Here is a 12666-nt window from a genome sequence, read left to right on the forward strand (position 1 = left end):
ACGCCAGCCGATAGGCTTGGCTTAATCTTTCAATACAGCAGAAATAGGACAATCCAGCGATGTCATCAGTAATATCTGCAGGCGATCCCGCTCCACGCCTCCAGCTTGAGACGACCAGCGGCACCGTTTCCATTCCCTCCGGCAGAGGCCGGGGCCTCATCCTCTTCTTCTATCCAAAGGATAACACGCCGGGATGCACGAACGAGGCCAAGGATTTCTCAGCGCTGAAAGCTGCTTTCGACGTGAAAGGTTTCGATATCGTCGGCATCTCGCGCGACAGTCTTCAGTCCCACGAAAAGTTCATAGAAAAGCAGGCACTTACCATACCACTCGCGGTGGATGAGGACGGGTCTGTCTGCGAAGCCTTTGGGGTCTGGAAGGAAAAGAACATGTATGGGCGCAAATTCATGGGTATTGAACGCTCTACTTTCGCGATCAGCGCTGATGGCATGATTATTGAAGGTTGGCGAAAGGTACGCGTCAAAGGACATGCAGACAAAGTGCTGTCTGTACTTTAACTATTTCTGCATCGACACAGTTAAAACTCAGGCGAAATTAGCAAAATTTTTTATCGATTGTGAGAAAAATGAGGCAACTTTCTGGATTCGCCCTTTTCCGATGCAAGCAAATGGCGTTAAACATTACCGCGAGGGTTAGCTGTGGATAAAAACACAGCGCGTATAAGAGTAAAAGCAGAGGCGGGGCCGTCTATGAAGCGAAAGACGATGAAAATCGGGGAGCTTTTCAGTCGCCTATTTCCCGAACGGCAAATTTACCATCGCAGCGGCGGCACCGTCCGCTATTTCACTGTTTCTCCTCTGCAGCAGTCCGTTCTATCCATAGCGATTGCCGCGGTCGTTGGCTGGACACTTTACGCAACGGCGAGCCTCGTCTTCATTCCGAACAGTACACTTTCGGCCCAGGGCCAGCAGCAGATCGACAAGTATGAGCGGTGGGTGCAGGAACTGCGCGCACGCGACGCCCTGTCCCGCTCCCAGCTCGTCGAACGCACCGAAGCCTTCCAGGAAGCCACAGTCAGTTTTGAACAGCGCCACCGCACGCTTGAGGTGATGCTCGATTCGCTTCGCAATGGTGGTGAGCTTGAAGTCGCCGCCCTGCGCGGTGATGGCAGCGCCCTTCTCGTCAACGCATCGATTGAGGAAGCTGACCGGCGACAGGCCCGAACGGATGCACAATATCAGGAAGCCAGCGCGGCCAATCCTGGCGTTCGCGGCCAGATCGCCGAACTCCAGCGCGAACAGCAGGCATTTCTGGACGAAGTCGAAGACATCGCGATCGAACGTGCCGAAGCGGCACGCGGCGTCCTTCGCCTGACCGCCGTTGGAACAAACCGTATTGCTGAAACCCGGGAGATGGGCGGCCCACTTGTTCCTTTTGCAAATCTTGCCTCAGGCAATTTCGACACTCCCGAAGAAGCCATGTTCGCTGAGCGCGTTGCACAGGTTGCCGCTCGCATGGAAGAAGCGCGCTTCTATCAGTCCGTCGTATCGACGCTGCCGCTTGCCGACCCGGTCGGTGTGCCTTCGCGCCTGACCTCCGATTATGGCCTTCGGGTTGACCCGTTCAATCAGCGCCCTGGCTGGCACAACGGTGTAGATGTTGGCGCCTACTGGAACGCCCCGATCACGGCAACCGGTCCAGGCACGGTCAGCTTTGCAGGTACCAAGTCCGGTTATGGCCGCATCGTGGAGATCGACCATGGGCATGGCTTCAAGTCTCGTTACGCACACTTAAGACGCATTAATGTCGACAAAGGTGATACAGTCGCAATTGGCGACGTTGTGGGCGCCATGGGCTCCACCGGCCGGAGCACCGGCCCACACCTTCACTACGAAGTCTGGTTTAATAACAAACCATACGATCCAGTTGAGTTTCTGAGGGCAGGTAAACATGTTTACGAAGAATAAGGACGGCGCATCCGCACAGAGCTATGTGCCGCCAGCTGACGCAAGCAAATCGGCTGCAAGCCGGACCGGAGCCCGCTCGACCGGCGTTGCTTCCATCATCTGCAACGACATGGAAATCAAAGGGTCGATCAACTCCGAAGGCGCCCTTCACATCGACGGTGTTGTCGATGGCGACGTGACGGCGGGTGACATCACAATTGGTGCAACCGGGAAAGTCATCGGCGAAGTTAAAGGCGAGGCCGTGAAGGTCAAGGGCGAAGTCCTTGGTTCCATTCGTGGCCGCCGCGTTGAGCTCGAGACCGGCGCACGCGTAGAGGGCGACATCCTGCACGCCTCTCTCAGCATCCAACCGAACGCGATTTTCGAAGGCCAGGTCAAACACGCCGAAGACCCGCTCAAGACCTCTGCGCCAAAAGCCGCACGTCCCGCCAGTGGCGACACGGCTTCATCAACAACCAAGCCAGCCGCGACTGACAGCAAGTCAGCCAGCACAAGCGCCAGCGGTGCGCATGGCTCTGCCCTGTCCTGATCAGGCGTTGAGGTAATCAAGTTAAACGGCCGCGCATTTGCGCGGCCGTTTTCTTATGCGTCTTCGTCGTTTCCAGCAGAAACATTGTGCGCGAGTGAGGCGCTCAGGAAGCCGTCAAGATCACCGTCAAGCACACCGCCCGTATCAGACGTCTCGTGGCCGGTCCGCAGATCCTTTATCAGCTGATATGGCTGCAGCACATAGGAGCGGATCTGGTGTCCCCAACCTATTTCTGACTTGGAGTCATGACTGTCCTGCGCGGCTTCGCGGCGTCTCTGAAGTTCAAGCTCATAAAGTTTCGAGCGGAGCATCTCCCAGGCTTTGGCCCTGTTCTGATGCTGCGATCGGCCGGCCTGACACGCCACAACAATCCCCGTTGGGTCATGCGTCAGCCGGACGGCGGAGTCAGTCTTGTTGACGTGCTGCCCCCCCGCACCAGAGGCCCGATAAGTGTCGGTACGCACATCAGACGGGTCGATATCGACCTCGATCGTCTCATCAATCACCGGTGAGACCGTGACCGAGGCGAAGGATGTATGGCGGCGGGCCGATGAATCATAAGGCGAGATGCGCACCAACCGGTGGACGCCCGATTCCGACTTCAGCCAACCATAGGCATTGAGGCCAGAGATCAGCAGCGTTGCCGACTTGATACCTGCCTCATCCCCTTCATGGGCATCGACTTCCTCGACTTTATAGCCGCTGCTGTCTGACCAGCGCACATACATGCGACGCAACATCGAAGCCCAATCCTGGCTTTCGGTGCCCCCCGCCCCGGCGTTGATCTGAAGGTAGCAGTCATTGGAATCGGCTTCGCCGGATAGCAGTGCCTGAAGCTCTGCCTTGGCCGCGCGCTCACGCGCCCGTTTCATATTGGCCGAGATATCCTGGATCAGGTCATCATCCCCGTCCGCAAGCTCGAGCAGTTCGCGGCCATCAACCGCCTCCTGCTCTAGCTCCTGAACGGTATTGATTCCCGTCTCCAGCTGCTGGCGCTCAGCCATCAACTTTCGGGCCTTTTCAGGATCGTTCCAGAAGTCTGGTTGTTCTGAGAGGGCGTTAAGTTCGTCTAAGCGTTTCTGGGCGACGTCCCAGTCAAAGACGCCTCCTCAGCAGCGCGGAGGACTGCTCAATTTCGTCAATAAGCGAGAGAATTTCTGTCGACATAAGATTTTCTGTGTTTTCAGTTGGTTACAGGCTGGCCCGAATGCACAAATCTGCGCGCCCGGTCAATAAATCCCGCCCAGGTTTTCATCGGCAATATCATCTCGGTCCTGGGCCTCCGAAATGCCGTTCTGACCGAAGCCTTCAGATGAAGGATCGGCCAGATCACCGAACATTCCGCTCGTCGCGCCCTGATTGCCAGAGATGGAGAAGTCGTCCTCTTCATCGAACACCGCGCCCGGTTCCGTGCCAGGACGGAAGGCTTCGACGATGATTTCTCCGGAGCTGGCCGTCGGCAGGCCGCCCGTATCATGATCCACGGATACGAGCCTTACGCCTGGTGGAATACGGAATGGCATTGCCGGGGCATCCTCAAGCACTTCTTCCATGAAGCTGACGAAGACAGGCAGCGCGACAGAGCCACCCGCCTCACCATTGCCGAGGGTCTGTGGTTGGTCGAACCCGACCCACACGCCCACAACGAGGTCGGGCGAGAAGCCATAGAAAAGCGCGTCGAAATAGTCGTTCGTCGTACCGGTCTTGCCAGCAAGCGGCTTGTTGAGGCGCGCGGCGCGGCGTGCGGTGCCACGTTCCACCACGCCTTCCAGCATATGCGTGACCTGATACGCAATGACCGGGTCGATCAGCTGCTCACGTGTGTCTTCCAGTTGCGGCGGCTCCTGTCCTTCCCAACTCTCGGCAAGGCAGTCCACACACGCGCGCTGGTCGTTGCGATATAGCGTCTCGCCATAACGATCCTGAACGCGGTCGAGCATCGTAGGCGTTACGTCCTTGCCGCCATTCACGAAAGAGGCATAACCAGTCGCCATGCGCAAGGGGGTCGTTTCGCCAGAACCCAGTGCCATGGCCGGGAAACGCGGCAGGTGGTCGTAGAGACCGAACCGTTCCGCTAGGCCGGAAACGTCTTCCATACCGATATCAACCGCGATGCGGGCCGTAACCTGGTTGAACGAACGCTCAAGCGCGGTGCGCATGGTCACTTCTCCATAGCTGCGACCGGCCGAATAGTTCTGCGGCTTCCAGGTCGTCCCCGACCCTTCGTCATAGTAGACGAAGGGCGAATCCAGCATCTTCGTTGAAGGCGTATACCCGTTCTCAAGAGCGGCCGCATAGACAAAAGGCTTGAAGGCAGAACCTGGCTGGCGCATGCCCTGGGTCACGCGGTTAAACGGGCTTTTGAAGAATGAATAGCCGCCTACCATCGCCAGAACACGGCCGGTATGCGGGTCTAGCGCAATGATCGCGCCTTCGACTTCGGGCACCTGTTTCAGGCGCGCGGTTTCGGACGGCACGGAAATCCAGTCATCCTCATTGCGGCGCTCACCTTCTGCGGCAGGTTCTGCGCCATCACGAAGCGTTTCGGTACGCTCGACGTCGACAAGGATCACATCGCCGCGCGCGAGCCCTTCCCCGCCTTCGGGACGGTCCCAGCCGCTCGCCCACCGAACGTCCTCTTCTGGAATACGTGTCGTACGGCCATCATTCAGAACAATGGTAGCGGCATCGCCTGCGACGTCGCGCACCATGCCGGCTTCCCAGGCGCCATAGCCTGCCGGGCGCTCCACTTCCTGAAGCTGCGCCGGCACATCACCTGACGCATCAATTGACGTAAAAGGGCCTCGATAGGAATGACGACGGTCATAGGCCTCAAGACCGGACTGGAGGGCCGTCTGCGCCGCCAGCTGCATCTTGGAGTCCAGCGTCGTACGGATCGAAAGACCGCCGCGCTCGAGCGCTTCTTCGCCATACTCCTTGATCAGGTCACGGCGAAGTTCCTGTACGAAATAGGTTGCGGCGGCGTATTCAGGCCCACGCAGGCGTTCGACCACTTCAAGCGGCTCGGCTTTTGCCTCTTCCGCCTGCTCTTCGGTGATGTAACCGTCTTCGAGCATGCGGTTGAGAACATAATCTCTTCGGGCAAGCAGGCGCTGCGGGCGTCGATAAGGGTTCACCGTGGATGGCGCCTTAGCGAGCGAGGCAAGAATCGCCGCCTCTGACAAATTCAGCTCTGGCAGCGACTTGTTGAAATAGATGAGCGCGGCAGAACCGACCCCATAGGCTCGAACGCCAAGATAGATTTCGTTCAGGTACAGTTCGAGGATCTCATCCTTGGTAAAGGTATTTTCCATCCGGCGCGCAATAATCGCCTCTTTCACCTTGCGTTCGATACGCTGGTCGCGGGTGAGCAGCATGTTCTTGGCGACCTGTTGGGTAATGGTCGACCCGCCCTGGAGATTACCATCGCTACCCGACAGCTTGATCTGCGCGGAATTGATCGCGCCGCGCATGATACCGACATAATCGAGGCCGCCATGCTCGAAGAACTTCTTGTCTTCTGCCGCGACGAAGGCCTGCTTCACATGGTCCGGGATGGATTCGATCGGCACGAAGACGCGGTGCTCGTCCGCAAACTCGGCGATGAGCGTGCCGTCACCTGCATGGACACGCGACGTGATGGGCGGCTCATAATCGGCGAGACGCTCGTGCGACGGCAGGTCCCGCGCAAGCGAAGCCACCCAGATCATGACGGCGATAAAGACAAGCGCGCCAATTATGACGAGGCCGATCGCGACACGGCGCGCCAGCTTCCAGGTCAGATAGCGTCTCCAGACCGGCTGTTCACTCATTCAAATTTTCCGTCCCTGCCCAGATTTGCGTTCGCGATAGCGTCGCCTCGCATCATTCCATGACAAGAGTAAGGCGTGCCGGCGGCGGACGAAAGTCGAAAGACGCTAATTTACTGCAGTGTGCGCCACTGAACGGTCGAAATAGGCGTCGATCGCGCGTGCAATCGCCTTGGCCGAGCGCTCTCGCCCATCAGCGGATGCCAGCCTTGCCGCATCGGCGCGGTTGGTCAGGAAGCCCACTTCGATCAGTACGGCTGGCACATCAGGCGCCAGAAGGACGAAGAAGTTTTCCTGCCGGTGGCTATTGCGGACGATTGGCCCTGCAGAAGCCAGCTCGGGAATGAGGATTTCGGCGAAGATGGCCGAATTTGTCTTTGTCTCGCGCTTGGTGAGGTCCGTCAGGATGCTCGCTACCTCGTTTGATGTGCCGTCCTCGACCGGCAGGTGCCAGCCATACTTGTTCGCCACTGGATCAACCCGGTTCTGGCCCCGGGAATTCAGCGTGTAGACAGTGGCTCCTGCGACAGAGCGATTGGCTGCTGCGTCGGCATGAATCGATATGAAGAGATCCGCGCCCCAGTTGCGGGCCATTGTCACCCGGTCCTCATGTTCGACATAGGTATCGTCATCGCGCGTCAGGTGGATGGTGTAGCGCCCACTCGCCTCAAGTGCTGTCTTGAGCGAAAGCGCTGTTTTCAGAACCACGTCCTTCTCTCTGGTGGAATCAGCAGCCAGAGCGCCCGGGTCGCGTCCGCCATGACCGGGATCGATCACGATCACCTGCTTGACGGGCGGGAGCGATGCCAGCACCATATCCTCCGCGCCAACCACCTGCCCGCCACTGAACGCGGCCCGGCGGTCCAGATCGATAGCTGCATCCCTGTCGAACCGGTCCGGCGAAACTCGCACAAGATCAATCACGAGCCGGTGACGCGGATCGGATACGGTTGGGCCGATGTTCAGCGCCCGGGACACCGTGACAGCATGTGACAAGTGGAAAGAGATACCGCGCGGCGACACTTGATACGTCGTAACGGCGCCAGCTGGCGGCGGCGTGTCAGCCAGCTCATCAAGACGAAAGTCAGGCAGGTCAACCGCGATCGACCGCATACCTGTTTCACTGAGCGAAAAAATGCCGTGCGCGAGCTCGCCATCGGCGGCGAGAGTGATTCGGGTATACTCCCCTGCTCCCTCGACCCGGATCTCATTGATTTCGGTTGCATAGGCATGGCTGACCATGCTCGCCAGGAACCCGATGAGTAGAAAAAACGATCGAAACATCTCGCCCACAGCCTACTGGAATTTGACTTTATTGCGTGACGGGGAGTGTGCACATCCTTCATTAATCAAGCGTTTACCGTCTCTGCTGGCACTGCCTATTTTGCTATTCTCTGATTTTATAGCTTTTCTTTAGGCTCGGCTTTCGGCATGGTCGGACAGACCTCTATTTGGAGGCCAAGACCATTTCCCAGATGGTATGCGAACGGATCAATAGTCCGTGCATGGCCTGATCGGACACGGAACAACTTGTAATGTATCTTTCGCCACTGAAAGCATCGTCGAGACTAGCGCCTACTGGCGCGCAGACGCGCTGGCGCAAGATATCCCGTCACAACTTAACTGGCGTTCGCTGCAGCACGGTCAATTACCGCGCCGCGCCGCCAGATCACAAGGCGATAAGCTATGAGCAAATTGATGCTGATCGATGCGGTCCACCCGGAAGAGACCCGGGTGGCGCTCGTTTCGGACGGACGCGTAGACGACTTTGACTTCGAAACCGCAGGTAAGGAACAGCTAAGGGGCAATATCTATCTCGCGAAAGTCACGCGCGTAGAGCCATCCCTCCAGGCCTGTTTTGTAGAATATGGCGGCAACCGCCACGGTTTTCTGGCCTTCAGCGAAATCCATCCCGACTACTACCAGCTTCCTCAGGAAGACCGCGAAGCGCTGCTTCAGGATGCGGCTCGCGCCGCCGCTGAGGAAGACGAAGACGATGTCGACGAGGAACGTGACATCGACGATGAAGACAATGACGGCGAAGAAGATTCAGACGCCGATGAAGCGGCCGCCGAAGCAGCTGCCGCCAAACCAAGGCCGCAATCGAGCTCGAAGCGCTACAAGATCCAGGAAGTAATCCGCCGCCGGCAGGTCATGCTGGTTCAGGTCGTCAAGGAAGAACGCGGCAATAAGGGCGCAGCCCTCACCACCTTCCTGTCGCTCGCCGGACGCTACAGCGTTCTCATGCCGAACACCCCACGCGGCGGCGGCATTTCGCGCAAGATCACCAACGGTGCAGACCGCAAGCGCCTGAAGGAAATCATGTCGAGCCTGGACGTGCCGAACGGTATGGGGCTGATCGTGCGTACCGCAGGTGCCAAACGCACTAAGACCGACATTCGCCGCGACTATGAATATCTCCAGAAGCTCTGGGACAATATCCGGCACCGGACCATGGAATCGATTGCGCCCTGCATCATCCATGAAGAAGGCGGCCTCGTTCATCGCGCCATGCGCGACATGTTCGACAAGGATATTGAGGAAGTCATCATCCAGGGCCCATCGGCCTATCGCGAGGCAAAAGACCTCTCGAAGATGATCATGCCGACGCAGGCCCGAAAGGTAAAACAGTGGAAGTCCGCTGCCCCGCTTTTTGTCTCTGAATCGGTCGAGGACCAGCTTGATTCCATCTTCTCGCCCACGGTGCAGATGAAGTCCGGCGGCTACCTCGTCATCAACCAGACCGAAGCACTGGTCGCCATCGACGTGAACTCCGGCAAGGCGACCAAGGAACGCAATATCGAGCAGACCGCTCTGCGCACCAATCTGGAAGCAGCCGAGGAAGCCTGTCGCCAGATGCGCCTGCGTGATCTTGCCGGCCTCGTTGTCATCGACTTCATCGATATGGAGGAGAACAAGAACAACCGGGCCGTCGAGAAGAAGCTCAAGGATTGTCTCAAGATCGACCGCGCGCGTGTGCAGTGTGGAAAGATCTCCCAGTTCGGCCTGATGGAAATCTCACGTCAGCGCCGCCGCGCAGGTGTGCTCCAGGCGACATCCGACCCATGCGAAGCGTGTAACGGTACTGGCCGTCGCCGTTCCGTCCCGTCAGCAGCGCTGCAGCTCCTGCGCGCGCTTGAAGCAAGGGCGGCTGGTGGTGGTCTTTCATCCATTACCGTTCACGCACCGACGGACGTTGCGCTCTACCTGCTCAACAATAAGCGTGAAGCTGTTACCGACATCGAGGATGTCGCCGGTTTTGCGATCTCGATCAGTTCGTCTGATGAATTTCTGCCGGGCGACTTTCGCATTGATGCGGAAAAAGACCCGAACCAGAAGTCCCGCCGCAATCGCAAACAGGATCGCAGCCGCCACATCATCGGTGATGAGGATGACGACGAATTGCCAGATGAGGCAGAAGATGCCAGCGCTGAGGACGACGCCGAAGCGGCTGACGCGTCCGATATTGACGGCGAAGAAGATGCCGACAATGAAGCCGCCGCTGACGATCAGTCTGATAATGACGACCAGTCTGGCGGTTCGCGCAAGCGCAGACGCCGTGGCCGCCGCGGCGGTCGCCGCAGACGCCGTGAGCCAAACCCGATCGTGCCGCTCGATGGCGGCGCGCTTCTCGATGGCCTTGCCCATAGCGCCCCGGCAATGCTGGACGAAACACCGCCTGCCCTGCCCGACCCGGACGAGACGAGCCGCGCCACGGCATCTCAGCCGCAGCTTGCAAAGACCGTCGCGCTTGATGCGGTCAAGCAGGACGCAGCCGATAGCGATGGTTCGTCTGACGATAATGGCAATGACGCGGAAAGTTCTGACGACAAGCAGGATGAGAAGCCTCGTTCGCGTCGGTCACGTCCGCGCCGCAGAGGCGGCAAGCGCAACGGGAAGCCGAAGAACACCGAAGCAGAGACCGACACGTCTGCTGAAGCTTCTGGTAGCGACGAACAGGCCGTTGAGCCTGAGGCGACGTCTGAAACAGCGCCAGAACCGGCTGAGGTAAAGACGGAAACGCCTGAGCCAGTCACCGAAGCGCCTGCTGCCGAAGAAAAAGCTGTAGAGCCAGCGCCCTCGAAGACGTCAGCCGTGTTCGAAGAAGACAAGCCGATCGCAAGCGAGCCTGTTCTGGTCACCGAAGAAAAGTCGGAGGACCAGAAGGAAGACGCGTCCAAGAAGGACGAAAAGCCAAAGCGGCGCGGCTGGTGGTCCCTTCGCCGCTAGGGCGAAACCGGCCCGGCGAAAATCACCGCCCAATAAAAAAAGCGTCAGTCCCCGGACTGACGCTTTTCTGTATCGACCGACCCAATCAATCAGGCAGGCTTCGCGTTCGCAATCCGCGTGCGTGCAATCTGCTCGGCCACTTCATTGGTCGGTGCATTCTGCTTCAACGCTTCGTCCAGCACTTCTTCCAGCGTCTCGATCAGCACGTTCAGCTTGCCCATTACCCAGTTACGCGAATACGCGCCTGAAATTTCGGCCGCGACATTGATGATGCCGCCGCCATTGATGACATAGTCGGGCGCATAGAGAATGCCGCGGTCCCGCAGTGCAACGTCCATCTCGGCGATGGATAGCTGATTGTTGGCACCACCTGCAACGACGCGCGCCTTCAGGCGCGGCAGTGTTTCCGGATTGATAACGGCGCCCAGCGCGTTCGGCGAAAAAATGTCGACATGCTGGTCATAGATTTCGTCCGTCGCAACGATCTTAGCGCCGGTACGCTCAGACACCTCTTTCAGAAGCGTCTCGTCGATATCGGTGATGATCAGCTCTGCGCCTTCTTCGGCGAGGTGGTCGCAGAGGTATCCGCCGACATGGCCGACACCCTGTACCGCGATCCGGCGGCCAGACAGGTCATCGCTGCCAAAGGCGCGTTTGGCGCTCGCCTTGATACCGCGATAGACGCCGAGCGCCGTGATCGGCGATGGGTCGCCGCTGGCGGCTTCGCCCTGATCGAGACCCGCGACATACTTCGTCTGCGTTGCGACGATCTCCATGTCCTTGGTACTGATCCCTACATCTTCGGCGGTATAGTATTTTCCGTTCAGAGACTGGATCGCGCGGCCAAAAGCCTCGAACAGGGCGGGCGACTTGTCGGTCTTCGAATTGCCCCAGATGACGGACTTGCCGCCACCCAGCGGAAGCCCCGCCATGGCGTTCTTGAAGCTCATGCCCTTTGAGAGGCGCAAGGCGTCGCGCAGTGCTTCCTCGCCGGTCGCGTAATTCCACATCCGGCAACCACCTGCAGCCGGGCCAAGCGCCGTTGAGTGAACCGCGATAATGGCCTTCAGACCGCTCGCCTTGTCCTCGAACATATGGACACTCTCATGGCCGTCGAAGGAAGGATGGTCGAACATGGATACTCTCCTGACTGTCTCGTCCCGGCCTTAGCGCTCTTGAATGCGCGGTCAACTGCTTCGTTCACTTCGCAGGTATGCTTGCGACGCCGGACGGCAAAGGCGCAGAAGGATCTTGCATGAACGCCCACATATCCGCGTAAACTGTTTCGGCCTGAAGGTCTCTCAGCAGCATATGATACCCATTGGGGTAGTACGCCGTACGCACATGGGGCGGTAAGATTTTAATCGTGCGTTTCACGCCTCCAGGCGGGATAACGATGTCTTTGGCTCCGTAGGTGAGAAGCGTCGGCATCTCGGCTGGAAGCCGCGGCGCGGCAAGATGCGCCTCCTCCATAAGGGCGACGACACCATAGACTTGGTCGATCCGGTTATCGGTCATACGCAGCGGATCTGCCCACATCCTACGCAGCATTTCGACATTGTCCGACGGCTCGATCTTCACGCCGCGCGGCGGACGCACCACCCAGCCCGGCCGGCTATGGGCCGACACCCAGAGCGCGCCGCGATAGAGCCAGTTCATGGCCCCCCAGCCGCGAAGGCCCGGCCCGGAAAGGATAAGCCGGTCAGCGCCTACGGGCGGATTGTCCCCGGCAAACGCGGTCATCGACATCGCGCCGCCCATCGACACGCCCACAATCGTGAGGGTCGCGTCAGGGTGGCGCTCCCGCACCAGACGCACAGCCTGACGCAAATCCTCGCGCATTAGTTCTGGCTCAGGCCATATCCCCCGCTTCAGCGATCGTCCGAAGCCGCGCTGGTCATAGGCATAGGTCGTGACGCCGCGCTCTGCGAACCAGGGCGCCGCCATATGGAAGGCCTCGGCATAGTCATTCATGCCGTGCACGCCGACGATCACATGGTCGACGTCGTTACCGTCCACCTTGCGCGGCCAGACGGTCAACCCCAGCTGCGCGCCGTCAGAGCTGACAAAGGTCGACTCATCCGGAACCAGTTTCGCTTCAATCAGCTGATCAGGCATGAGCGCGCCCTGCATCTTCGGCGTCGCGCAAGCACACAGTCCAAGGAGGAGA

9 protein-coding genes are annotated in these 12666 nt (G+C 58.8%); 4 read left to right on the forward strand and 5 right to left on the reverse strand.

Annotated features, from left to right (window positions below):
- Positions 1-59: 59 nt before the first annotated feature.
- From O4G74_RS06660 to O4G74_RS06670, 3 genes are all read left to right on the forward strand, one after another.
- Complete coding sequence (locus O4G74_RS06660) at positions 60-518, forward strand: peroxiredoxin (RefSeq protein WP_269401861.1); 459 nt, start codon at positions 60-62, stop codon at positions 516-518.
- Positions 519-710: 192 nt separating this feature from the next.
- Entirely contained in the window at positions 711-1928 is a 1218-nt protein-coding gene (locus O4G74_RS06665; protein WP_269401862.1) for a peptidoglycan DD-metalloendopeptidase family protein, read from the forward strand.
- Positions 1912-2457, forward strand: a complete 546-nt coding sequence (locus O4G74_RS06670) for a bactofilin family protein (RefSeq protein WP_269401863.1) — start codon at positions 1912-1914, stop codon at positions 2455-2457. The genes O4G74_RS06665 and O4G74_RS06670 overlap by 17 nt, the downstream gene beginning before the upstream one ends.
- Positions 2458-2510: 53 nt before the next feature.
- Here the strand turns inward: O4G74_RS06670 and prfB are convergent.
- The 3 genes from prfB to O4G74_RS06685 all read right to left on the reverse strand — a co-directional run bounded on the left by prfB (position 2511) and on the right by O4G74_RS06685 (position 7550).
- Positions 2511-3624, reverse strand: a protein-coding gene (gene prfB, locus O4G74_RS06675; protein ID WP_269401864.1) for a peptide chain release factor 2 whose coding sequence is annotated in 2 segments (ribosomal slippage) — positions 2511-3554 and positions 3556-3624 — 1113 coding nt in all. Because the reading frame shifts where the segments join, the coding sequence is not laid out codon by codon here.
- 62 nt (positions 3625-3686) lie between these two features.
- Entirely contained in the window at positions 3687-6269 is a 2583-nt protein-coding gene (locus O4G74_RS06680) for a penicillin-binding protein 1A (RefSeq protein WP_269401865.1), read from the reverse strand.
- Positions 6270-6374: 105 nt separating this feature from the next.
- Positions 6375-7550: an N-acetylmuramoyl-L-alanine amidase gene (locus O4G74_RS06685; protein WP_269401866.1), complete on the reverse strand. Its 1176-nt coding sequence runs from the start codon at positions 7548-7550 to the stop codon at positions 6375-6377.
- Positions 7551-7952: 402 nt separating this feature from the next.
- On the opposite strand from O4G74_RS06685, the gene O4G74_RS06690 reads away from it, so the two are divergent.
- On the forward strand, positions 7953-10496 hold the full coding sequence (locus O4G74_RS06690) for a ribonuclease E/G (protein WP_269401867.1): 2544 nt from the start codon (positions 7953-7955) through the stop codon (positions 10494-10496).
- Between the two features lie 89 nt (positions 10497-10585).
- Here O4G74_RS06690 and O4G74_RS06695 read toward each other — a convergent pair whose 3' ends face one another.
- Both O4G74_RS06695 and O4G74_RS06700 read right to left on the reverse strand, forming a co-directional pair.
- On the reverse strand, positions 10586-11632 hold the full coding sequence (locus O4G74_RS06695; protein WP_269401868.1) for a Glu/Leu/Phe/Val family dehydrogenase: 1047 nt from the start codon (positions 11630-11632) through the stop codon (positions 10586-10588).
- Between the two features lie 64 nt (positions 11633-11696).
- Positions 11697-12614, reverse strand: coding sequence for an alpha/beta fold hydrolase (locus O4G74_RS06700; protein WP_269401869.1), 918 nt, complete (start codon positions 12612-12614; stop codon positions 11697-11699).
- Between the last annotated feature and the right edge of the window lie 52 nt (positions 12615-12666).

The organism is Henriciella marina (genome assembly GCF_027213945.1).
Taxonomy (GTDB): Bacteria; Pseudomonadota; Alphaproteobacteria; order Caulobacterales; family Hyphomonadaceae; genus Henriciella; species Henriciella marina_A.